Raw genomic sequence first — 24,358 nt, forward strand, 5'->3', positions numbered from 1 at the left:
TGATTGTGCGGTGGCATCATCTTTTTGACGAGTTGAGCCTTAAGCTCGGCACTGTAGGATGGCATTGCAGCACTCCATCCGCCCCTTGAGTTTATAAAAAATGAAATCAAACAACCGGACAACTAGTGTGACAGAGGGGGGCTTTGCGCGACGGGTAGATACGACCACATCCTGCGTTTTGAAAAAAGTGCGACATCTCGAAAAAGCTCAACGGCTGGCATCAATGAGAACGCGGATAAGATAAAAGTTGCCAAGCACGCCTGCCTGTCTCCCCCTGACTTTACGATGTTAGATTTGAAAGATAGGGTTAATGAGTTGGTGCGAATGATCAAGTATGCGAATGAGTAATTTGATCGTCATACGGCTGACGACTCAGTTGAACGATTTTTCCCTTGATCGAGGGCCGCGCTATCGACCGTGCGCACAGTCGCGCTCAATCCGAGCGGTATAGACCCGAAGGCCAAGTCGTCATGCGTATACAGACAACTTCCGATATCAAGTAAAGCCCATACTCTCTGAACTCAGCCGACATGGGCGACTTTCAACTTTAAGACTGACTCGGTGAGACACAACCTAATAGAGAGCCATTGTGCCCAGAAAACTACAGCCCCATAACAATGGATGACTAGACGATGTCAACAGATAAAGACACAAAAGATAACAGTACGGAGAAAATGGGTGGACTAACAGCCGACACGACTACGTATGTCAAATTAGTAATAGGCGCATTTATTTTGGCACTATCTGCTTATGGCATTTGGTTCGGCGTCATGCAAGGATTCTCCCTTTCAAAAGATCCTGCATATTGGGCTCAGTTCGGCGATTACCTTGGTGGGACTATAGGGCCAATCGTAGGACTGGCGACCATCGTCTTACTGGTCATAACACTGAATCTGCAAAGAACCGAACTGCGAGAGCAGCGAGAACACTTAGCGCAATCCGCCAAAGAGCTTGCAGAGCAAAACCAAATTCTAATGAAGCAATCGTTCGAACAATCGTTTTTTACTTGGCTTGGTCACTATCAGAAAACACTCGATCAAATAAGCTTCAGCGGGGGAACGACGATTCATTCACCTGAGCCTACCTTAGTCCCTCATGGAAAAGTTTTGACGTCAACCCACGCGCTCAAACGCATGGCGCAGGTATTAGGCACTCAAGGATGTAACCTATGCATTAACGATGCCCTGCGATCTACGCCTAACCCACATACTGAGCCGCATAGAACCAATCTCAAGAATATTTTCATTTCGTCTTGGCTTGCCATCTACCATTCAGACTTAGGCTCTCTTAGAGTGGGGCTGCGTACGCTATACGGGCTTGTTCGGTGGATTGACCAACATGAGTTACTCAGTGAGAAAGACAAAAAACATTACATAAGCATAATAAAAGCTCGCCTAACAGAGGCCGAAGCTCTGATACTTTATGCAAATGGACTCACCGAGGATGGCGCTAAATTTGGTGAATTGCTATCCAAGTACTCAATGTTGACAGCCCTAGATCCGCAACAATACGAGATATTGAGATATCTGCCCTTAAATGAGCCTCAAGCTTTGTAATAAGGCGAAAAGTACCCCCCACACTTGGCGTCCCACTTTCCATGTTTAGGAACGGCGGGAGCCACACAAGGCAGTCTCAGTAACACGGGCAACGACGTCCTGCTCTTCCAAACGAGTCAATTGTTTGCGAAGGCAATCGCGCTCGGTTGGGGTTCGTTGTGTACCATTACAGACATGTCGCAAGATCTGAATCATCCTGAACTCGTGCCCGGGATGATCTACCCGCACGGTAGGCGCGTTCGATAGCCCCCAGTCAGGTTGCTTCATTTGTCTTTTCCAGTAAAAAGCCGCCCGAAGGACAGGTGTTTGTTAAATTCCGAGGAAGAGTAAATATAGGAGAACACGTGAATACAAGAAATTTTGCCCTAATCGGGCTACTCAGCCTTGGTATTCAGGCCTGCAATGTTGCTCAGGCGCAGTACTCACTCTCTAGGGACGACTTCAAGAATCTACGAGCGACTAATGGCGACTCGTCACACAACGTGACAGCACCAAGTGCTCAGCAATCACCTCAGGAGAAGTCCGCACGAGACTCTGAATTCAGCAAGAAATTCAATAGGGCCCTATCAGACGCCACGCGCAAGGAACAAGAGGCAAAGGCAGATTCGTTACGCACTCAAATGCAAAGTCAGGAAATGCGTAACAGCACTACTCGCTCACAACGTAACAGCAATACCAATACATCGACAGGTCGCACCCAAATTCAGTTTGACGGAAATGGCGCTACCGCATGCCGCAAGATGGAGTCAGGACAAACGCAATGTGCAACTCAAGGCCAGCGGTAAAAGAGGGAGCGTCAAAGAGTCGCCCCGCAAATCCGTATACTCAGTGGGAGGGGAGTAAAGATGATCCTGCAGAACAAGAACAAAGAGCCCGCGAAGCTTGATTAGCTGGCGGGCTTTTTGCCCGCCCCCCGGCGCGAGACAACACCTGTTCGGCCTGGCCAACTACGGTACGGCCTTGCTCGTTGAATGCCCCGAGAGCCCATAGAAAACAAAAATCGGCTTCAATCAGGTGAGCGTGGTCTGGGTTATGCAATGGCCCGTCATCAGCCAAGATCGTGACTTTTACCCAATCAGCAAGATCTGGTGCAGGCGGCAGAGTCGTATAAAGCGATTCAAGCAGATGCTCGGATAAATGCGACCGCCTGGTAGTCATTTCTGCATCGCAAATGAAAAATCGCCCCTTGTGGCGGAGTTACGCGTCAGATAGCCTGTTATTCTTTTCATTACGCTCGAGTCAGAAGCGTTATAACGAGGGATTCTAGGCTCTGGTGATTCCCCATGACCTCGTATGAATGGGCGATAAGTATTGCGCTGTTTCTGCTCGCAATTTCTCTCTTCTGCATTGCGTATGCAATTACCAAAGGTGTTGCGCTCCATCGAAAGAGGTTCTTTCGCGAATCGCGCGATACCTACGACGTACCCGCGCCAGTTCGAGAGCAGGTCGTACACGTATGGATCGCTCTTTTTAACAAAACCATCGACAGGCACGATCAACTCACCAACTATCTGCGCATTACGACCACTGCAGCTATTGGGGCTGGAGTAACCCTACTAGCTCAAGACAGGATCCACCTAGCCAAGCCAAAACTAGATGGGCTATTGACGATGCTCTGGTTCAAGACGGAGTTTTACGAAAATGGACTCTACGCCTTTATAGTTCTTGGCGGCGCTCTTTTCGTATTATTGGGCCCTACAGAGCTTCTTGCGAACCATCCTCGAAATCTTGCCAATAAGATCGCAAAACGCTTCAACGCACGATGCGATGATGTAGACGAGCTCCCATGTTTCACCTTGCCATTTCAATATTTTTTGTGGCAACTCATCGCATTTTTAGCACTAATAGCTGGCAGTGCCATGCTGTTTTCATCTATCAAGCCCAAAGAGCCCCAACCCCAATCAGCCATCCTAGTCCCACAGCATACAAGTACGAACTCATCACCGGATTCGCCAACGCCGCCCCTTTCGCGACGCTCTAATCCCGACCCTCGACCATAGTCAGAGGCTCGCCGTGGGCGCAACAACCAAGAGTAAGGCGCTCCTGGGCGTAGCTGTAAGACAGCATGAAGGTCATCCGCCCCAGCAATCGATGTTTGCGTCTCGGCCCATACTGGACTCAACAAAAGAATGAGCCCCAGCCAGATCAATGAGCCCGGGGGGGGCAAAGGCTGCAGCGCCACACGGAATCTTGTAGCGGTGCCATCCTTAAACCGCTCGAGCACCGTGCAAATGCAAAAACCCCGCCACGTGCGGGGTCGGTTTTCTCAAGGCGCAATAGCCCTGGACGTATTGTCACACTTGGCGTCCCACTTTCCAAGCGCTCCATGTCTCACTTTCCATGTGTAGGCATGATGACAGCCACGAGCGGCCGTCTCAGCGACACGGACAACGACGCCCTGCTCTTCCAATGAGTCAATTACCCTCATAATGCCCTTGCGAAGGCGGTCGCGCTCGGTTGGGGTTCGTGGAGCTCCATTACCGACATGGCACACAATCTGAATCATCCTGAACTCACGCCCGGGATACGCCGCCAGCAGATCAATCACCTCTTTCACGTACTTCAAGCAAACCTCCTTTGAACGCGGTCTTTGAACAGGCCCAAGTACAACTTGCATTCATTATCAGACAAATTCACGCCAGTAATTACGTAGATCCAGCGGCGTGCGGCCAATTGGCGGGCATCTGATGCCAAGCCGCCGAACATGCCTTTCTTCTGAGGAAATTCGGCGCTAATGACCATGCCCTCGTGATGGGGAAGCCGCTTGTGCATGCCCCCTACGATCATCGCATGATCGATCTGGATGGGCCTGTAATCGTCTTCCCATGACACTTACCTGGCCATATTCCCCACGGTCTCGCCTGACCAGCACCAGCGCACCCAATGCCAGAGGATATCGTCGGCAGTCAGTGTTCTACCTGTTGTCTGACTCATCTGGCGACTCCTTAAACAACGCTTTCAACTTGCGCGCAGCCTCAGCTTATCGACCTTCTTTGAATAGATCCACTTGGCGTTGGCGCATTTCCTCGAGGCGCTCGGCAACGGCTGACGGATCTCGCATCATCCATTTTGGCAAGTCCATTACGCACCCCTTCCAAATCCGTGTTTGCGCTCCTGGCCGTTTCCAATGCATTTCATTGTTTTTACCGAAGGCTGTGCCTGGCTAATGTCCTGCCCTAGCGGGTGGGGCTTGGCCTTGAATTCTTTTGGCAGGGCCTTGATTCGGGTATTCATCAACCGATCTCCACAACAACCAAGCCTTAACCTTTGATATCTAGGCAGTCATCCAGCGTCCAAAGTCTGAAAATTTTGTCGTCTACGACCAGCGCTTTAGCGAATGCCGTCGACGTAATGCTTGATGGCGCCAATGTAACCATCGATGTCGCGGTTACGCTGATCCGGGATGGCGAATAACGGCGGCGAAACGCCATTCCTTGAATCGATCGGAGACAGCAACCTGCCTGATGGAATTGTTAGCCGACAGATGCACCGCCTGAAGTAATCCAACTTATCCACACAAACTGTGAATAACCTAATGGATAACCCTATGAAAACCAAAAAAGATGCTAGCGACACGTCGAATTACGTTGGCGTGGTCGATTCGGGCCCATTTGCGCCGGTCAAACGCTACGACCTGGGCACACGCTTTTACAACAGCCTGTCGGTACCGGAGATTATCGAAACACCCGACGCCAAGCACACCACGCACCTAGCACCCTTCGCAAACGCGGTCACGTTTTGGTCACACGGGACACCAGAAAACAAAAACGCCACCGGCGAGGGTGGCGTTAGCGTCTTGATAAACAAGGGAAACTCTGGTGGCGCATCCCTGATTCGAACAGGGGACCTGCGGATTATGATTCCGTCGCTCTAACCGGCTGAGCTAATGCGCCACACTTGAAGACCAAAACTATAGCATAAAAATTTACTGCTAAGCAAGAACCTCAATAAAATTTCACGCAAAAAGATCAAATACAAAAAAACACCCCCCGCTACCAAAACAACGGGGGGTGTCAATACTGGGCCAGCACCCTAAGGTGCCCTGCCCTGATTACTTGCTTTTCATGATTTGAGCCGCTTCGGAAGATGCTGCGGTCAAAGTCGTTACTGCTGGATTATTGCCCTGGAGTGCTTCCTGCAATTTGCGATGGAACATTTCGCGGATTTCGGGGTAATTGTTGATCTTGAATCCACGTGCGGTTTGTGTCGGTGGCTTGGCATAAACCGCAACAAGGCCCTTCCAGTCGCCCAGGTTTTTATAGTAGTCGTCCCCCGTTGCAGCAAATGCTTGCTGGGTTAACGGCAAGAAACCCGTTTTTTGGTACCAGGTTGCTGCGTTATCGGGGCGCGTCAACCACGCCAGAAACTGTGCCGTGGCTTTGTTCTCGGCGTCGGCGTGACCAGACGTTGCCCACAAGCCCGTACCGTCAAGAAATGGATTGCCGGGCTGCTTGGTAACCTGCGGGTAATACGGCAAGCCGACAACGCCAAAGCTCAGGGCGCGCGTGTCGATAAACCGCCCCATATTGCTGGACTCGGACATCAGGATCGAGCACTCGTTGTTGGCAAAGCGGTCAATCGCTTTGGGGTCGGCGCCCGGGTTCACCAGCAACTCGGTACGCACCCAGCTGATCATGAGCGACAAATGTCGCACAAACGTGATGTCGAATGAGAACGAAGGCACGCCTTTTGTGCCGTTGTCACCCGCTGTAAAGAACTGGTTGTTTACAGCCGCCAGGTTCTCAAGGTTGACCGAGACCGACTGGTCGGTGGTTGCCGGGCAATAGCGTGTGGCCTTATTGGCCAGCTCGACCAACTGATCTTGCAGGCCCATCCAGGAACGATCCGGCACTGCGGGCTGCAAGCCGGCCTTTTTAAAGGCTTCGTGGTTGTAATACATGACGGGTACATCGATCATGTATGGGAAAGCCAGCAAGCGGCCTTTAGCGTCGCGCATACTTAGATTTTGCGGCGCGACAAACCAATTGGCGTCTTTAATGGGGTACTTGGCCAACAACGTATGCAACGGCATGATGTAGTTGCGATTGGCCAGCGATTCGGGGTCGCGATTATCGTCGATTTGAACCAGGTGCGGTGTTTTGGCTTTAGCACCCACCTGCTTGAGCAGCTCGGGCTCAATTTCTTTGGGGCTCTTGAAAGACTTCAGGTTGACCTTGACATCGTCTTGGTCGCGATTGAATTTCTTGACCAGGTCTTCGAACACCTCGTGGTTATGTTCATTTAAAGAAAACCACACCTGGATGTCTGTTGCGGCGTGTGCTGAACCCGCCCCCAAAACAGATACTGCAACCGCAACTGCTGTCGCGCGCCACGAAGCAGGCGCGCGAAAAAACCGATGTATCGTCATAACGGAATCAACCTAAAAAGGGAAAATCAGGCTCGGGCTTTTGGCCTGAAATAATATCGGCAAGAACCTTGCCAGACCCGACACCCATCGTCCACCCCAGCGTGCCGTGACCAGTATTCAGGTACAAATTGGATATTTTTGTACGCCCGATAAGTGGCACATTAGACGGGGTAGACGGGCGCAGGCCCGACCAAAACTGAACGTTATCAAAATCGAGTGCGGAAGGGAATAGACCCTTCGCCAGAGACACCATATTCTGACACCGATTTGTGTTTAAAGCACGACTATAGCCGGACAATTCGGCGGTACCTGCCATACGCAAGGTATCGCCCAGACGGCTGAACACGACCTTGTGCTCGCTATCGGTGATGCTGACTTCGGGGGCTGCGTCAGGGTTGATGATTTTAAACGTGGCCGAGTACCCTTTGGCCGGGTACACCAGGCACCGTACGCCCACGGGGTTGACCAGGTGTGGCGTAAATGCCCCCAGCGCCGCCACATAGGCATCGGCCGTCACCTCACGGAAAACACCTTCGGCATCAATCACCTCTACGCCCGTAATGCGCCCGCCTTCGGCGCGCAGGCGGTTAACCTGGGTTGAAAACATGAATTCAACACCGGCATGACGGGCTTTTCGAGCCAAGGCGCTGGCAAACATATGAATGTCGCCGCTTTCATCAGTCGCCGTGTAATCGCCACCCACAATGTCATGAATGGCCGGCTCAAGTGCCGGTTCAAGCGCCAGCACTTCATCCACGCTGACTATTCGACGATCAACGCCAAAGTCGCGCATATAGCTGGCCGCTGTCTGCGAAGACTCGAACTGTTCGGGGTCGCGATAAATATTCAGAATACCGCGCGACAAGTGATGGTAATGGATATCAAGGTCGTCGCGCATCGTGCGCAGGGTTTGTAAGCTGTACTCGGCCAGGCTGACCATTGCCCGGATATTTTGCGGCACGCGTTTGGGCAGACATTCGCGTAAAAATGCCAAGCCCCACGCCCACTGGCGCCAATCGGCTTGCGGGCGAAAGACCATGGGCGCGTTGTCGGACATCAGCCACTTGAGTAACTTTAGAGGAGCCTGCGGATTCGCCCAGGGTTCGGCATACGACACTGAAATTTGCCCGCCATTGGCGCGGCTGGTTTCCTGGGCAGGCCCGGGTTCGCGGTCGATAACCACCACTTCGTGGCCCGCCTGATTCAGCCACCAGGCCGTAGAGATCCCAATAATGCCACTGCCCATTACCACTACTTTCATGACGCTTACCTTTGAATGACAGTCTGTTGGCCTTAAACGACGCGCACCCGCAAGGGCAACAAGCGCTTAGCCTTTGTGCGTATCGGCCTGCGACGTAAAGGCGTCGGCGTAAAACTCGGCCTCGGGCAAACCGTTGTCGCGCACAAAATCGCGACGCGCCGATTCGACCATAACCGGCGCACCGCAGGCGTAAACCTGATAACCCGACAAGTCGGGGATGTCTTGCTGCACGGCCTGATGAACAAAACCAGTACGACCCGCCCATTGGTCTTCGGGCTGGGCTTCGGAAACAACAGGCACATAACGGAAGCCCGGCAACGCCTGTTGAAAGCCGTTAGCCAGTTCGTGCATGTATAAATCGGCCGGACGTCGCCCGCCCCAGTACAACACGGCCGGGCGTGTGTTGCCCGTAGCCATCATGCGCTCGATCATGGCTTTGACTGGCGCAAAACCTGTGCCGCTGGCCAGAAACACAATGGGCTTGTCGGTGTCCTCTCGTAAAAAGAACGAACCCAACGGGCCTTCAATACGCAAAATTTCGCGAATCTTCATGCCTGTATCGCCGACCCCGAACACATGATCAGTAAACACACCGCCCGGCATATGGCGAACATGCAGCTCGACACGATTGTTTTCGGACGGCGGATTGGCCATGGAGTAACTGCGTCGTTGCCCGTCTTTAAGAATGAACTCTATGTACTGACCCGCGTAATAACGGAAAGGTTCCGCCGGCGGCAACTGCAGATCAATGACCATGACGTCGTCGCGAATACGATTCAACCCCATGACGCGCGATGGCATTTTGCGAATTTGGATATCACTGGCCATGCGGATTTCTTGCGCCTCGATGAGCAGGTCGGACGTAGGCTTTGCCTGACAAAACAGGGTATAGCCTTCGGCCAACTCTTCGGGCGACAGCATTTGTGCTGGCGACGACCCGGCCTCGAAGGAGCCCGAAACCACCCGCCCCTTGCATGTAGAACACGCTCCGGTACGGCAGCTATAAGGCAAAATGATATCGGCCGCCAACGCGCCATCGAGCACGGTGCTGCCAGGCTCGACATAGAACTCGTGATTCGACGGCTGTACGGTAACTTTGAAACTCATGACGACACAAAAACAGATTAGGTTAGCCCGCTATTTTAAGCCGGGCGAATAAGCGGCTGCTTGACTTTCGCGTCGAGCATCTTGCCCTTGCGCGCACGCTTGCCCACGTATTCGGCCAAGGCTGGTATGTCGAGCACGATATCGGTTTGCTTGTTACGGTAAACCCCGCTGACGCAAACACCCGCAGGCCCGATGGCCGCCCACTGGCTTAGGGTATCACCCTCGTCAAGCCCCATCAAAATTGTTCCCCGGCCACCACCTGACAAGACCTTGAACTCTTCAAGCCCTACGACCAAGAAACGGCCTTTGCGCGTCAGCATGGCCAAATGACTGCTGCCAGACGCAATAGCAAGTGGCTTGAGCATGACATCTTTGTCTTCAAGCGTGACAAATTGCTTACCTGCACGCTGACGCGTGCTCATGTCTTTTAGCGAGGCGATAAAACCATAACCCGACTGCGTGGCAACAAAATACCGTTGTGCGTCGGGGCCGGCCACCATATGCACCACCCGGCTGCCCTGCTCGATGTCGACCATCGCAGTAATAGGTTGGCCGTCGCCACGCGCCGAAGGCAAAGCGGACACTGGCACTGTATACACACGGCCCGTAGAAGAAAACGCAATCAGGTTCTCGGTACTACGACACTCGATCGCATCGTATAGGGCATCGCCCATTTTGAAGCTGAACTGCGCGGGATCGTGGCCGTGCCCCTGCCTTGCCCGCAACCACCCTTTCTGGGAAATAATCACGGTGACGGGCTCATCGACCACTTTAGTTTCAAGCACGGCCCGCTCGGCGGTTTCAATTAGCGTGCGACGATCATCGCCATACTGTTTGGCATCGGCCTCAATTTCGCGAATAATCAAGCGCTTCAATGATGACGGGTTAGCCAGCAGTTCCTGCAGCTTGGCCTGCTCTTCTTTTTGCTCGGCAAGCTCTTTTTCTATTTTGAAACCTTCCAGCCGCGCCAACTGGCGCAACCGCATTTCAAGAATATCCTCGGCCTGGCGTTCGCTTAGCGAGAACCGGGTCATCAGCGCCTCACGCGGATCATCGGACTCACGAATGGTCTGGATGACCTCGTCGACATTAAGGTAAACCACCATGCGCCCTTCAAGCACATGGATACGGTCAGTGACCTTATCTAAGCGGAACTGGGTACGACGCGTAACGGTTTGCGTGCGGAACCCCAACCATTCGACGAGCACGTCGCGCAATGCGCGCTGGCCTGGACGCCCATCGGTACCAATACACACCAGGTTGACTGAAGCGCTGCCTTCAAGGCTGGTTTGCGCCAATAGGGTGTTGACGAACTCATCGCGATCGATGCGACTGCTTTTGGGCTCGAAAACCAATCGCACGGCAGCCTGCTTTCCCGATTCGTCGCGGACGGCATCCAGCAAGTTCAGCATAAGCGCCTTGGTTTGCTGCTGCTCGGTGGTCAGGCTCTTTTTACCCGCCTTTACTTTCGGGTTGGTGCGGTCTTCGATTTCTTCAAGAATTTTCTGGGCCGATGTTCCCGGCGGCAACTCGGTCACCACCAATTGCCACTGACCACGCGCCATGTCCTCGAATTGCCAGCGCGCGCGGGCCTTCAAAGAGCCCCGGCCACTGCGATAAACCGCAGCGATGTCTTCGGGAGACGAAATAATTTGCGCGCCCCCGGCAAAATCGGGCCCCGGCACCAGTGCCATCAGTTCATCGTCATCGAGCTTGGGGTTACGCAACAAAGCCACGCAAGCCTGGGCGATCTCGCGCAAATTGTGCGACGGGATTTCGGTGGCCATACCTACGGCAATACCCGAAGCCCCGTTAAGCAACATGACGGGCAAGCGCGCTGGTAACAATTGCGGCTCTTTCTGGCTACCATCGTAGTTGGGCGCAAAATCGACCGTACCCTCGTCGAGTTCGTCGAGCAACACCTTTGAAAACGGCGTCAGACGTGCTTCGGTGTATCGCATGGCTGCGGCGTTATCGCCATCGCGAGAACCAAAATTGCCTTGCCCGTCGACAAGCGGGTAGCGCAGGGAAAAGTCTTGCGCCATACGTACCATGGCATCGTAGGCAGCCTGGTCGCCGTGCGGGTGATACTTGCCCAGCACATCGCCAACCACACGCGCCGACTTGACCGGCTTGGCGTTGGGCCCCAGCCCCATGGCGTCCATGGCATACAAAATACGACGTTGTACGGGCTTTTGCCCATCGGCTACTTCGGGCAAAGCGCGCCCACGCACCACCGACACCGCATAATCAAGATAGGCTTGTTCGGCGTAGTGGCCCAGCGTGAGCTGTTCGCCATCGTCGCCGCCGTCAAACAAGCCGGGTTGAGTGTTGTCCATAAAAAGTGTTGTCCTGCTTTATTTAGTTAGACGTCGACATCGGCAAGATTGCCTTTCTCTTCGAGCCAGGCGCGGCGCTGCGCCGATTCGCCCTTACCCATCAGCATGTCGAACATTTCTACGGTGCCTTTCACACCCAGCTCGCCGCACGACACCACCATCAGGCGGCGGGTGTCCGGGTTCATGGTGGTTTCCCAAAGTTGCTCGGCACTCATTTCGCCCAGGCCTTTGAAGCGGCTGATGCTCCAGGACCCCTCGCGCACGCCTTCGGCACGCAACTTGTCTTGTACCGCTTCGAGTTCGCCCTGATCGAGACAATACAGCTTGCGCGCCGGGCGCTTACCCAATGCGGGAACATCGACCCGAAACAGGGGCGGCCGGGCAATATAAACGTGCCCCGATTCGACCAGACGGGGGAAGTGCCGAAAAAACAACGTGAGCAACAACACCTGAATGTGGGAACCGTCGACGTCGGCATCCGACAAAATACAAACACGTCCGTAACGCAATCCGGACAGGTCAACGGTATCGTCCGGACCGTGCGGGTCGACACCGATCGCGACCGAAATATCGTGAATTTCGTTATTGGCAAAAAGCCGGTCACGCTCGACTTCCCACGAATTAAGCACCTTGCCGCGCAGGGGCAAAATAGCCTGAAACTCTTTGTCGCGCCCCATTTTTGCAGAGCCGCCGGCAGAGTCACCTTCGACCAGGAACAGCTCGGTACGCGACGCGTCGGAAGACTCGCAATCGGTCAGTTTGCCAGGCAATACGGCAACGCCCGAGCTTTTACGCTTTTCGACTTTTTGCGCTGAACGGGCCCGCGCCTGAGCCTGACGAATAGCGCTTTCGGCTAGTTTTTTGCCAGCCTCGACGTTGGCGTGCAAGACCAGTTCGAGCGCGTTCTTAACGTAGGCACTGACCAACCGGACCGCATCGCGACTATTTAAGCGCTCTTTGATCTGGCCTTGAAACTGTGGGTCGAGCACTTTGGCCGACAACACAAAACTGGCGCGTGCAAAAACGTCTTCGGGTAACAGGCGCACTCCTTTGGGAATAAGGTTGTGCAGTTCGGCGAAGGATTTGACCGCATTGAACAAACCGTCACGCAGACCCGCCTCGTGAGTCCCGCCCGCCGGGGTGGGGATCAGGTTGACGTAAGACTCACGCACGACATTACCCTCGGATGTCCAGACCACCGCCCAATGCGCGCCCTCGCCTTCCGAAAAACTGTCGTCGTCGGCGCCGGCATACTGGCGCCCTTCGAAGAGCGGCACAATGCGCTCGGCATCGCCCAGGGCTTCGTCAAGGTAACTGCGCAAGCCATCGGCATATTGCCATTGACGGGTTTCACCGGTTTTTTCAACAGTCAACGACACTTTGATGCCGCTGAGCAACACAGCTTTGCTGCGCAACGAATGGACCAGTTCGGCCGCTGGAATGACTGCGGAATCGAAGTACTGCGGATCGGGCCAGACACGAACGCGGGTGCCGGTTCTTTTTTTAGGTACCGACTGCAGCGGTTGCAAGGGTTCGATAACCTCGCCATGCCCGAACACCAGACGATGCGTCAACCCGTCACGCATCACATCAACCTCAAGCCGCGTGGACAACGCATTGGTGACCGACACGCCCACGCCGTGCAAGCCCCCCGAGAAGGCATAGGCCCCCCCGGCCTTCTTGTCGAATTTGCCGCCGGCATGCAGTCGCGTAAACACAATTTCAACCACCGGCACCTGCTCTTCGGGATGCAAGCCCACCGGAATACCACGCCCGTCGTCTTCGACGGAAATGCTGCCGTCGGTATGCAGGGTCACGCTGATTTGCGTGCCAAACCCTGCCAAAGCTTCGTCGGCAGCGTTGTCGATAACCTCTTGCAGAATATGCAGCGGGCTTTCGGTGCGGGTATACATGCCCGGGCGCTGGCGTACCGGCTCCAGTCCTTTCAGAACCCGAATCGATGCTTCGTCGTAGTGTGGTGTCGTAGCCAAGGTTTCCCCAAAAATCTGGTGGACGAAAAAACAGTATTTTGCCTCAGATCCGCTAACCTGGTAGTCAGCAAAACCCGGCAGATGTTATGCTTAGTATAGTTTTTAGTAACTCAAACCTTTATTTCAATACCATGAGCGAACTCATCAAAAACGTTACCGACGCCAGCTTCGAAGCCGACGTTCTTCAAGCCGACGGCCCTGTCCTGGTCGACTACTGGGCTGCATGGTGCGGGCCCTGCAAAATGATCGCCCCGCTGCTAGACGAAGCGGCCAAGACATACCAAGGTCGTGTTACTATTGCCAAGCTAAACGTTGACGAAAACCCCGACACCGCTGCAAAATTTGGTGTACGAGGCATCCCGACGCTCATGCTGTTCAAAGACGGCAAGGCAGCCGCCACTAAAGTAGGCGCGCTCACCAAGTCTCAGCTTGGCGCCTTTCTCGACGACGCCGTCTAACGCCAACTAACCGTTTTTCACTTGCGCGCAGGCCTGTCCAGGCCTGCCACTAGCTCAACTTCCCTTCTTCCCCTCTCATGCATCTCACCGAACTCAAAGCGCTGCACGTTTCGCAGCTGCTCGAAATGGCTGCCAGCCTGGATATCGACAACGCCAGCCGCCTGCGCAAACAAGAAATCATGTTTGCCATCATGAAGCGTCGCGCCAAACAAGGCGAACAGATCTTCGGCGACGGCGTTCTCGAAGTCCTGCCCGACGGTTTCGGCTTTTTGCGTTCCCCCGACACGTCTTATCTGGCCAGCACCGACGACATCTACATTTCGCCGTCCCAGATCCGCCGTTTCAATTTGCATACGGGCGACTCCATCGAAGGCGAAGTGCGCACACCGAAAGACGGCGAACGCTACTTTGCCCTGGTCAAGGTCGACAAGGTCAACGGCATGCAACCCGAGGCCATCAAGCACCGGATCATGTTCGAAAACCTGACCCCGTTGCACCCCAATCAGGTCATGACGCTCGAACGCGACATCAAAAGCGAAGAGAACATCACGGGCCGTATCATGGACATCTTTGCCCCTATCGGCAAAGGCCAGCGCGCCCTCATCGTTGCCAGCCCCAAATCGGGTAAAACGGTCATGATGCAGCACATTGCACATGCCATTACCACCAATTACCCCGAAGCCACGGTCATTGTGCTGCTGGTCGACGAACGCCCTGAAGAAGTCACCGAAATGCAGCGCACCGTGCGCGGCGAGGTCGTGGCGTCGACGTTCGACGAGCCCGCCACCCGTCACGTTCAGGTGGCCGAAATGGTCATCGAAAAAGCCAAGCGTCTGGTCGAACTCAAAAAAGACGTCGTCATTTTGCTCGACTCCATCACCCGCCTGGCGCGCGCCTACAACACGGTGGTGCCCTCGTCGGGCAAAGTGCTTACCGGGGGTGTCGACGCCAATGCACTGCAACGCCCCAAACGCTTCTTCGGTGCGGCACGCAACCTCGAAGAAGGCGGCTCGCTGACCATCATTGGTACCGCCCTGATCGAAACCGGCAGCCGCATGGACGAGGTCATCTACGAAGAGTTCAAAGGAACCGGCAACTCCGAGGTCCACCTCGAGCGTCGTCTGGCTGAAAAACGCGTCTATCCGGCCATAAATCTGAATAAATCCGGCACCCGCCGCGAAGAGCTCCTCATCAAACCCGATCTGCTCCAAAAAGTCTGGGTCCTGCGCAAATTCATCCACGACATGGATGAGGTTGCCGCCATGGAGTTCATCCTCGATAAAATTCGCGCTACTAAAAACAACGCCGAATTCTTCGACATGATGAAGAAATGATTTACCGCCCCTAAGCCTCTCAACCGAGAGGCTTAGTGCATCTTGGCTGTCTTGCGCATCCGGGGTGTATCCACGGGCAGCTTGCCAACAACAATAACAGTCAACAAAAACAAAACGTTTCTTTCTCTCGTTATCAATCACAAAGGCAAACCCTTTGGGTGCGTCTGCGTGAGCAACTTAAGAAAAACAGCCAATGAAACTACCCAGTCTTAACCAGTTCCTGGATCAGGTCCAGGCGCGTGACCCTCACCAGCCTGAGTTTATGCAGGCCGTCAAAGAGGTCATGATTTCGCTTTGGCCTTTCATCGAACAAAACCCCCGCTATGCCGAACAGGGCTTGCTGTCGCGTCTGGTCGAACCCGAACGCGTCATTCAGTTCCGTGTGTCCTGGGTCGACGACAAGGGCCAGGTCCAAACAAACCGCGCCTTCCGCATTCAACACAGCTCAGCTATCGGTCCCTTCAAGGGCGGCATGCGTTTTCACCCCTCGGTGAACCTGTCCATCCTGAAATTCCTGGCATTCGAGCAAACTTTCAAGAACGCACTGACCACGTTGCCCATGGGCGGCGGTAAAGGCGGCTCTGACTTCGACCCCAAAGGCAAGTCCAATGGCGAAGTCATGCGTTTCTGCCAGGCGCTCATGATCGAACTGTATCGCCACCTTGGCCCCGATACCGACGTGCCGGCTGGTGATATTGGTGTTGGCGCTCGCGAAGTCGGCTTCATGGCCGGCATGATGAAAAAACTGTCGAACTCGTCGGCCAGTGTTTTCACAGGCAAAGGTCTGACATTCGGTGGCAGTCTGATTCGCCCCGAAGCCACCGGCTACGGTACGGTTTACTTCGCCGAAGAAATGCTCAAGCATGCGGGCAAATCGCTCGACGGCCTGACTGTTTCGGTGTCCGGCTCGGGCAACGTCGCACAGTACGCCATCGAAAAATGCATGCAAATCGGTGCCAAGGTCATCACTGTCTCCGACTCCGACGGCTGCGTGGTAGACCCGGCAGGTTTCACACCCGAGAAACTCGCGTTGCTCATGGACATCAAGAACAACCGCCGCGAGCGACTGACCACCTACGCCAAAGAACTTGGCCTGACCTACGAACAAGGCAAGCGCCCCTGGCACGTGCCCGTCGACGTTGCTCTGCCCTGCGCAACCCAGAACGAGCTTGAAATCGACGACGCAAAAACGCTCATTAAAAATGGCGTCTTGTGTGTTGCCGAAGGTGCGAACATGCCCTCAACCATCGAAGCGGCAGATGCCTTCATCGAAGCGGGTGTACTGTACGCACCGGGCAAAGCCAGTAACGCCGGTGGTGTCGCGGTATCGGGCCTCGAAATGAGCCAGAACGCCGCCCGTTTGTCGTGGCCCCGTGAAGAGGTCGACCACAAACTGCACGCAATCATGCGCGACATTCACGAAAACTGCGTCCGTTATGGCCAGAATGGCAATGCGGTCAATTACGTCAATGGTGCGAACATCGCTGGCTTCGTCAAAGTCGCCGACGCCATGTTGCAGCAAGGTGTTTATTGATCGGAGTCTGACATCGTGAACCGCAAGATTGGGTTGGCCAACGCATAGCCAAGCGCTGCGAAGGCCAACCCCTTCTTTCATTTACGACTGTGGTTTTTATTCGCCCGCTGCGCTTTTTATATTGCCGTTACCGGCGCTTTGCTTGTCGGTAACTTCTTGCAGCCGGGGTTCGTCCCATTTGCCCGTTACCTGGTAATGCAGGGTCATTGCTCGCGATAACGGCGCCTTTAATAGCCACTGCGTCAAAAACGCGCCTACCCCGACAATGGGGTTGATGGCAATGCCCGCCAATGCGGCGCCACTCATATCCAGGTTGGGCACAACCATAGCCTGCAAGTTCAGGGTTTCGTCGACCAAATTAACATCGCCCCCCAGGCTGATATTACCGACAGGCCCTTCGACGCGATAGTTGTTGGTCGTCATCACGCCACGCTCGATGGCCAGCGTGCCCCCAAAAGAGTCGAATGGAAACCCCTCACGGAACATACCGTTGGGGTTCAGATCGAACGTCAACAGACGTTGGATAGACTGGAATGACAATAACTCCAGAATTCTTGCAGATCTTGAATTAACCGAACTGAACCGCCCTTTGCGCAAGTCGAGCTGCAACTGGCCACTGATGTCAGCGCGACTGAAGCGCCAGGGCATATTGCCCCAGCGAATGTTCCCGCTCATCGACCCATTGCCACCCGAGACCGTATCGGGCATGCCCAGACGCTCAAGCAATCCACCGAGGTCGGCAACTTTAAGCTCCGCATCCAGCGACAAACCACGGTCTGGCCCCGACAATTTCCAAAGCCCCGTTCCTTCGAGCTCGGCTGACTCATTCTTGATACTTAAACGATTCAGCTCCCACTGCTTCGTCTGCGGCGTATTCAGGCCCGAGACCATCAGCTGACCCAACGGTTTGCCATACAAGGTGAAGTTGCGGACCTCCAGCGCAAGCTCCGGGATATCGAAATGCTCCAGGCCGGTTTCATCAGGCGCCTGATCGGCCTTAGATGCCTCACCGTCTTGCCCGGCACGTCCCAGGGCTAGGCGCTCGAATTTGCCGTCTACCGCTTCACGTTGGTCCCCATTGGCCTCTTTCCAGAACAAGGTCCCGGCTGTTTCAGTTGCGCTGACATCAATACGCCACTGCGCCATGGGTTGATACGCGGCGGTTAACGTCGCCTTTTCAAGCTCAAGCCCATACACTTTAAGCTGCCCCGCCTGCACTCGAAGTTGGCGTAACGAAGGCAATAAAGGCAGTTTGCGCGAGCCCGTTGTCTTTACAGACGCGCGCCCCGATAGACTGCGATCGAACTCGTCCACGATATCCATCCAGATATCGGCATCAATTTCGGGATAACGGGCATCTACTGCAAGGCCGCGGGCGGGCAACACCGGTGTCTGCCCAACGCCAATGGCCACCGCATCGAAATAAGCCTGGGCGTCGCGAGCGACACGCCGCAACAGGCGCAAGCGGATGTCGTTGGGCAAACTAACGTCAAGACGCGCCGAACCGCCGTCCAAAGGTACCCATTCGGCACGCAACGTACGCTGCTGCTGCGCATCTTTACCCACCGGTTCTGGGAAATCGGCCGACAACCCCTGCAATGTCGATTGGACGGCCATGGCGTAGCGACGGGTGGGTAAGCGTCGGACGGTGCCGGTGTAATCTATAGCGCCAGACAACCGCTTCATGCCTTCGAGATCTACAAACTCAGCCAGCGCATTGGCTGCAATGCGCCCCTCGAGAGCCAAACCCTTGCGCCCTCCCCCTATGCCGCCTCGCGCCGCCAAGGGCCCACCCAAAAAAGTAGCTTTCAGGTTATCAGTGTCCAGCCCCGTATCCGAGAAGTTCAGATGTCCGCTCACTTGCTGCAATGCGGGGACGTCCGGATCAAGCACGACCTGACCGCCATCAAATAAAATTTGCCCCTGGACCGTGGTGTCGTCGGTATTCAACAAGGGGACGCGCAACTTCAAGGGTACCTGCCACTGCCCGTCGGCCTGGGCCAGATCTAGGGCGTTATCAAGCAAGCCACCAAGCGGAGAGTGATGTGCCAACGCCAAATAAGACGATGCTGGCGCCACCGAAGCCCCCTGCACCGTCAGTACCGCATCGAACTCGATATTTGGAATGCGCGCCTTCACATCTGTTAAAGCAATCGCAACATCTTCGGCAGGGCTGACTTGGGCAGATTCAGCAAACAAACGGAGGTCGACCCGATCGAGCATCACCAAGCCTTTCACGTCCGTCAGTCGAGGCCAACCGGGCCCGTTTGCATCAGCCGGCGCATAATCAATATCGGTATCTTCAAAACGACCGGCAATCTGAAACTTGCCTTGATCGGGCGCTTCGCCGAACGGGAAATAATCGAGCGGGCCGACCAACACGATATCGGCCGATAGCAACTGCCCTGACATCAACCCATAGCCCAACCATTCGCGCGCGTCAGGGTCGACCGATTTTGGCAAATGCGCGCCAATTTGATTCAGACTGGCCCGATTGAACCGCCCTTTAAAATCTGCGACACCCGCCGTACCCGCATCACCCTGCTGCCATTGCCCCTGAAGCACCAGATCCATGGCGTCGCTAACCACATGAGCCTGCCGTATCGGCACCACAAAACGTTGCCCGGCGTCTAACTGAAATGCCCCGTCAAGAGCAAGGCGCTCAAAAGCCAACCCGCTATCGAAGACGTCGGGCATCGAGAGCTGCAACTGTTCGGCCCGAAGCCGCCACTGCACTTCATCGCCTTCCACAGCAGGCGTGGGCCGGCTTTGCTCGACACCCAGCGCTTCAAAAATGGCTTTAATGGCAGACCATGGCCCACCCGCATACACCTGCACATTTCCAGCCTGAATATAGTGGGATTCAAGCTCATCAAGCTGCCATCGGCCTTCGTTAATATGCACATCGGCCGTGATGACGGGCGACTGCCCCGGCTGCACATCAATCCACCATTGGCCCGAAACCTCGCCTTGGGTTAGATGCTGCGGAATATCAATCCAGGGCGCCCACGCCTGTGGCTGCAACTGAGTCATGCGTGTGTGAAGACGCCCGGACCAGGCATCCGGATCGGTGAGTTCAAGGGTTTGATCTTTATACTGAATTTCAGCCGACAAGCTGAGCGCCCCCGCTAGCGCAGCCGGTGCATTAAGCGTCAACGATGCTTGATACCCTTGGCCCGCTTTCATGAACTGCAAGGTCACATCGTCAAGCGTCAAGGGCCGGCCATCGCGCATTTCGTCGCGCCAGCGCAATGTTGCGTGATCAAGGGCAATGTAGCGCTGCGCCAACAACCATTGGGCAAACGGATGCGGCGTGTCAGATGTACTACCGTCATCGGCCTCAAGGGGTTGACCCATAAGCCATATACGGCCATCGGGCCCACGACGGATGTCGAGCGTCAGTCCGGTGGCTTCGAGACCCAGCAGCCTGATCTGCCCGCCCAGCAAACCCAGCCAATGCAATTGCGCGTTAACCTGGGGCAAAGAAAATACCTGCCGCCCCTGGGCGTTGTTCACGGCCAGTTGCTCGACCTGCAGCGATGGATTAAGCCCCGACCACGACGCCGACACCTTGCCTAGCGTGACAGGACTGCCCAAGGCGCCCGACAACTGCTGTTCGATGTAAGGACGCCAGTTGTCGATATTAGGCAGAACCCAGTAACGTACCCCTAGCACCAGGGCGGCCAGCACAAAGTAAAGCACCAGCGCCGTGCGGCCCAGCCAACGGATATAGGGGTAGATCTGACGCACGTGGGAGTATGTTTACCGGAACAGGGGGTTTTGTTGTATCTTTTGGAGTCTTATACCTGAATTATGCCTTAGCGTCTTCAATTACCCCATACCTGGCTGCAATCATGTCCCGTATTTCACTTGCACCGGCATTGCGCTGGTCGGGCGCTTTGCGCCGCAAAACCAGCGCCCACACCGGCTTCGAATCATGGCTTGAACAGGCCAGCGGCCAATCTGTAACCGCATCACTTATCGACAGCTGGTTTACCGAGCTGGCAGGGCACGAACTGACAGCCCCTGCCCCAACGCTCGACGTGCTGCGCAAAGCACTGCGCCAGACACGCGAACGGGTGTTCTATACCCTGCTGGTGCGCGACCTCGCCGGCCTGGCCCCACTCGAAGAGGTAGTCGGCGCCATGAGCCACTTCGCCGACCTGGCCATTGCTCACGCCTACCGGGCTGTGGCGGCAGACCTGGCAGGGGTACATGGTATTCCCCTTGATCCCGCCACAGGCAACCCTCAAGAAATGCTGATCATCGGCATGGGCAAACTAGGTGGACGCGAACTGAATGTCTCGTCAGACATCGACCTCATCATGCTGTACGGCGAAGAAGGCGAAACCGACGGGCGCCGCCGCATCAGTCACCACGAGTTTTACGGGCGCCTCACGCAGCGCATGATGCCGGTTTTGTCAGAACCCGACGCCAATGGGCAAGTTTTCCGCACCGACTTACGCCTGCGCCCCGATGGCGACTCAGGGCCTCTGGCCTGGAGCCTGGACGCCCTTGAAAATTACCTGATTACGCAGGGGCGCGAGTGGGAGCGCTATGCGTGGCTGAAAGGTCGAGTAATTCCTGCCCAGGCATTTGCCGGCAGCAATATGCGCCAGCAAGAGGCCCAGCTCGAGGCCCTTCGCAAACCTTTCGTCTACCGCAAGTACTTCGACTTCGACGCATTGTCATCGCTTCGGGCCCTGCGCGAACGTATTCGCGAAGACTGGAATCGGCGAGCCAGCCAGCGCAACGGCATCGATGCCACACACAATATCAAGCTCGGCGACGGCGGCATTCGCGAAATCGAATTTGTGGTGCAACTGAACCAGCTGATTCGCGGTGGACGTATCCCATCGCTGCAAAAACGGGGGCTGTTAAAAGCACTACAGCAACAAGTCATTACCGGAGTTATCGACGAAACGCTGGCCAAACGGCTTGAGGCGGCTTACGTATTTTTGCGCCGCACCGAGCATTTGTTGCAGTATCGCGAAGACGAACAAACGCATTTACTGCCTCACAACCCGCAGCTTCGCGAAGACTTGGCCACAGCCATAGGAATGACGGCCGGCGAATTTGAAGAAACCCTGGCTGCCCATCGTGCCTTCGTCAATGGTACTTTCCGCAATGCCTTCCGGCTTGCCGGCATGGGGGACGACGGCGAAACTACGGCCAAAACGCCCGAGCCCGAGCCTGGCACCGCTACCGCAGCCGACGATGCCATGGCCCGACATATCGAAACTCATTTCGGCAGCCCGAACGAAACACTGCTTCAGCGTATCGACAGCCTGCGCCAAAGTCACCGGGTGCGCAGCCTGCCCACCACCAGCCGCCGACGTCTCAAGGCCCTGTTGCCAGCCATTATCGAAACAGCGGCCAAGACCGCCAACCCCGAACAAACGGCGCTGCGCCTGCTCGAACTGATCGAACAAATCGTGCAGCGTAGCCCGTACCTGGCGCTGCTGGCCGAATACCCCGAGATTCTGGCCCGCGTCGCCCGGATTGTGGGTGCCAGCCCGTGGGCGGCGCAATACTTGCGTCAGTATCCGCTTCTACTCGACAGCCTGATCGAATGGCACTCCCTCATGGCGCCGCCCGACTTCGTAGAACTCGCGCAGCATATGCGTAGCGAACTCGATGCCTGCATGCTGCCGACCGGGCAGCCCGACGTCGAACAGCAAATGAACCTGATGCGCGACATCCAGCGTCAGGTCAGTTTTCAGTTACTGGCGCAAGACCTGGGCGGCGTACTCAGCGTCGAACAACTGGCCGACCAGCTCTCGGCGCTAGCCGATATGCTGCTGGCGGAAACCATTCAACGCGTCTGGCCGCTGGTTCAACCCAAGGGTCAGACCGTCTCCCCCTTGCCGGCGCCCCGGTTTGCCGTCATTGCCTATGGCCGGCTAGGGGGTAAAGAAATCGGTTACGCGTCTGACCTCGACCTGGTCTTTGTATACGACGACGATCGCGACGATGCTGGTGAAATCTACGCCAAACTGGGCCGCCGCATGGCCTCGTGGCTATCTACTATGACCTCATCGGGCCGTTTGTACGAAATTGACCTGCGCCTGCGCCCCGACGGCGACGCCGGCGTGCTGGCCGTGTCGCTTGATGCCTTTGAACAGTATCAGCTTGAACATGCCTGGCCTTGGGAACATCAGGCTATTACACGCGCCCGTTTTGCCGCCGGAGACCCGACCGTAGGCGCACGATTCGAAGAAATCAGGCAGCGTGTTTTGCTCTTGCCGCGCGACCCCAACAAACTGCGTGACGAGGTCAAGGTAATGCGCGAAAAAATCGCGACCGGCCATCCCAACCCCACCGAGCTGTTCGACCTCAAACACGATCGTGGTGGCATGGTTGATATCGAATTCATTACGCAGTACCTGGTGCTCTCAACATCGACCGCCCACCCCGAGTTGCTCGACAACCTGGGCAATATTGCCCTGTTAGGTCTGGCCGCACGCGCCGGCCTGATACCGCAACAACTGTCAGCCCAAGTTGCCGATGCCTATCGGGTGTTTCGAAAGGCGCAGCACGAAATGCGACTGCAGGGTAACGATATTGCGCGAATTCCTGCTGATCAGTTCCTGCCTGAACGCGAGGCCGTATGCGCGCTCTGGAAGGCGGTCATTGGTGATTGAACCCAAGCCCCAGGGTAAAACACACCCGTCGGCGCTGGCCCTTTTGAATTTCCGGCAGCCCGCTTAAAATAACAGTATGACTGACATTAAACGCCCCATCCTCGATCTGCCCGAATCACGCAAGAAAGTCTTGCTGCATTCTTGTTGCGCCCCCTGCTCCGGCGAAGTCATGGAAGCCATGACAGCGTCAGGGATTGATTACGCCATTTACTTTTACAACCCCAACATCCACCCCGATCGCGAATACGACATTCGCAAAAACGAAAACATCCGTTTTGCACAAGAGCACGGCATAGAATTCATCGATGCCGATTACGACCGCGACAACTGGTTTGAACGCGTCAAAGGCCTGGAAAACGAGCCCGAACGCGGCGAACGCTGTACGCAGTGTTTCGATATGCGCTTCGAGCGCACCGCCCTGTATGCCTACGAAAACGGTTACGACACCATCACCAGCTCGTTGGGCATTTCTCGCTGGAAAGACATGAACCAGATCAACGGGTGCGGCGAACGCGCAGCAGCGCGCTACCCCGGCATGTTGTACTGGACATACAACTGGCGTAAAGGCGGCGGGTCGGCCCGCATGATCGAAATCAGCAAACGCGAAAACTTCTACCAACAAGAATACTGCGGCTGCATCTATTCGCTGCGCGACACTAATCGCCACCGCAGGGCCCAGGGCCGCGATCCCGTGCAAATCGGCGTCAAGTTCTACGGTCGCGAAGAAATCCTCTAGGCCAAATCGCTATCGACCTCAGCCGAGGTC

At 55.4% G+C, this 24,358-nt stretch carries 17 protein-coding genes and 1 tRNA gene; 8 read left to right on the plus strand and 10 right to left on the minus strand.

What is annotated here, in order from left to right; translation table 11 throughout:
- The first annotated feature begins 632 nt into the window (after window positions 1–632).
- Together CHR62_RS08735 and CHR62_RS08740 are read left to right on the plus strand one after the other, a co-directional pair.
- A complete protein-coding gene (locus CHR62_RS08735) occupies window positions 633–1,556 on the plus strand; it encodes a putative phage abortive infection protein (protein ID WP_123660677.1) in 924 nt (307 codons plus the stop codon).
- A 344-nt stretch (window positions 1,557–1,900) separates the two neighbouring features.
- On the plus strand, window positions 1,901–2,341 hold the full coding sequence (locus CHR62_RS08740; RefSeq protein ID WP_123660678.1) for a hypothetical protein: 441 nt from the start codon (window positions 1,901–1,903) through the stop codon (window positions 2,339–2,341).
- A 40-nt stretch (window positions 2,342–2,381) separates the two neighbouring features.
- Here CHR62_RS08740 and CHR62_RS15975 read toward each other — a convergent pair whose 3' ends face one another.
- Window positions 2,382–2,714: a putative metallopeptidase gene (locus tag CHR62_RS15975; RefSeq protein WP_370318051.1), complete on the minus strand. Its 333-nt coding sequence runs from the start codon at window positions 2,712–2,714 to the stop codon at window positions 2,382–2,384.
- A gap of 125 nt (window positions 2,715–2,839) precedes the next feature.
- On the opposite strand from CHR62_RS15975, the gene CHR62_RS08745 reads away from it, so the two are divergent.
- Window positions 2,840–3,556 carry a hypothetical protein gene (locus tag CHR62_RS08745; RefSeq protein WP_093970374.1) on the plus strand — a complete coding sequence of 239 codons (717 nt, stop codon included), beginning with the start codon at window positions 2,840–2,842 and terminating at the stop codon, window positions 3,554–3,556.
- 562 nt (window positions 3,557–4,118) lie between these two features.
- Here the strand turns inward: CHR62_RS08745 and CHR62_RS08755 are convergent.
- The 8 genes from CHR62_RS08755 to CHR62_RS08785 form a co-directional block, all read right to left on the minus strand.
- The gene (locus CHR62_RS08755; protein WP_233574938.1) at window positions 4,119–4,388 is read right to left on the minus strand and encodes a hypothetical protein; all 270 of its coding nucleotides are present in this window, start codon (window positions 4,386–4,388) and stop codon (window positions 4,119–4,121) included.
- A gap of 498 nt (window positions 4,389–4,886) precedes the next feature.
- Window positions 4,887–5,012, minus strand: coding sequence for a hypothetical protein (locus CHR62_RS15940; protein ID WP_255416192.1), 126 nt, complete (start codon window positions 5,010–5,012; stop codon window positions 4,887–4,889).
- Between the two features lie 360 nt (window positions 5,013–5,372).
- Window positions 5,373–5,449: transfer RNA gene (locus tag CHR62_RS08760), tRNA-Met, on the minus strand.
- A gap of 158 nt (window positions 5,450–5,607) precedes the next feature.
- Complete coding sequence (locus CHR62_RS08765) at window positions 5,608–6,924, minus strand: extracellular solute-binding protein (protein ID WP_123660679.1); 1,317 nt, start codon at window positions 6,922–6,924, stop codon at window positions 5,608–5,610.
- 7 nt (window positions 6,925–6,931) lie between these two features.
- On the minus strand, window positions 6,932–8,185 hold the full coding sequence (locus CHR62_RS08770) for a D-amino acid dehydrogenase (protein WP_093970376.1): 1,254 nt from the start codon (window positions 8,183–8,185) through the stop codon (window positions 6,932–6,934).
- A 66-nt stretch (window positions 8,186–8,251) separates the two neighbouring features.
- On the minus strand, window positions 8,252–9,292 hold the full coding sequence (locus CHR62_RS08775; protein WP_123660680.1) for a CDP-6-deoxy-delta-3,4-glucoseen reductase: 1,041 nt from the start codon (window positions 9,290–9,292) through the stop codon (window positions 8,252–8,254).
- 35 nt (window positions 9,293–9,327) lie between these two features.
- On the minus strand, window positions 9,328–11,631 hold the full coding sequence (gene parC, locus CHR62_RS08780) for a DNA topoisomerase IV subunit A (RefSeq protein WP_123660681.1): 2,304 nt from the start codon (window positions 11,629–11,631) through the stop codon (window positions 9,328–9,330).
- A 26-nt stretch (window positions 11,632–11,657) separates the two neighbouring features.
- Complete coding sequence (locus CHR62_RS08785; protein ID WP_233574950.1) at window positions 11,658–13,544, minus strand: DNA topoisomerase IV subunit B; 1,887 nt, start codon at window positions 13,542–13,544, stop codon at window positions 11,658–11,660.
- Window positions 13,545–13,753: 209 nt separating this feature from the next.
- Here CHR62_RS08785 and trxA point away from each other — a divergent pair, with 209 nt between their 5' ends.
- The 3 genes from trxA to gdhA all read left to right on the plus strand — a co-directional run bounded on the left by trxA (window position 13,754) and on the right by gdhA (window position 16,948).
- Window positions 13,754–14,080, plus strand: coding sequence for a thioredoxin TrxA (gene trxA / locus CHR62_RS08790; RefSeq protein WP_093970551.1), 327 nt, complete (start codon window positions 13,754–13,756; stop codon window positions 14,078–14,080).
- A 77-nt stretch (window positions 14,081–14,157) separates the two neighbouring features.
- Window positions 14,158–15,414, plus strand: coding sequence for a transcription termination factor Rho (gene rho / locus CHR62_RS08795; RefSeq protein ID WP_093970380.1), 1,257 nt, complete (start codon window positions 14,158–14,160; stop codon window positions 15,412–15,414).
- Window positions 15,415–15,607: 193 nt separating this feature from the next.
- The gene (gdhA, locus tag CHR62_RS08800; protein ID WP_093970381.1) at window positions 15,608–16,948 is read left to right on the plus strand and encodes an NADP-specific glutamate dehydrogenase; all 1,341 of its coding nucleotides are present in this window, start codon (window positions 15,608–15,610) and stop codon (window positions 16,946–16,948) included.
- Between the two features lie 96 nt (window positions 16,949–17,044).
- On the opposite strand, the gene CHR62_RS08805 is transcribed toward gdhA, so the two are convergent.
- On the minus strand, window positions 17,045–20,698 hold the full coding sequence (locus tag CHR62_RS08805) for a YhdP family protein (protein ID WP_123660683.1): 3,654 nt from the start codon (window positions 20,696–20,698) through the stop codon (window positions 17,045–17,047).
- A 101-nt stretch (window positions 20,699–20,799) separates the two neighbouring features.
- Here CHR62_RS08805 and glnE point away from each other — a divergent pair, with 101 nt between their 5' ends.
- Complete coding sequence (gene glnE / locus CHR62_RS08810) at window positions 20,800–23,592, plus strand: bifunctional [glutamate--ammonia ligase]-adenylyl-L-tyrosine phosphorylase/[glutamate--ammonia-ligase] adenylyltransferase (RefSeq protein WP_370318054.1); 2,793 nt, start codon at window positions 20,800–20,802, stop codon at window positions 23,590–23,592.
- Between the two features lie 76 nt (window positions 23,593–23,668).
- Entirely contained in the window at window positions 23,669–24,328 is a 660-nt protein-coding gene (locus tag CHR62_RS08815) for an epoxyqueuosine reductase QueH (RefSeq protein ID WP_093970384.1), read from the plus strand.
- The last annotated feature ends 30 nt before the right edge of the window (window positions 24,329–24,358 follow it).

The organism is Pusillimonas sp. NJUB218, from assembly GCF_003788685.1.
Lineage (GTDB): Bacteria > Pseudomonadota > Gammaproteobacteria > Burkholderiales > Burkholderiaceae_B > Neopusillimonas.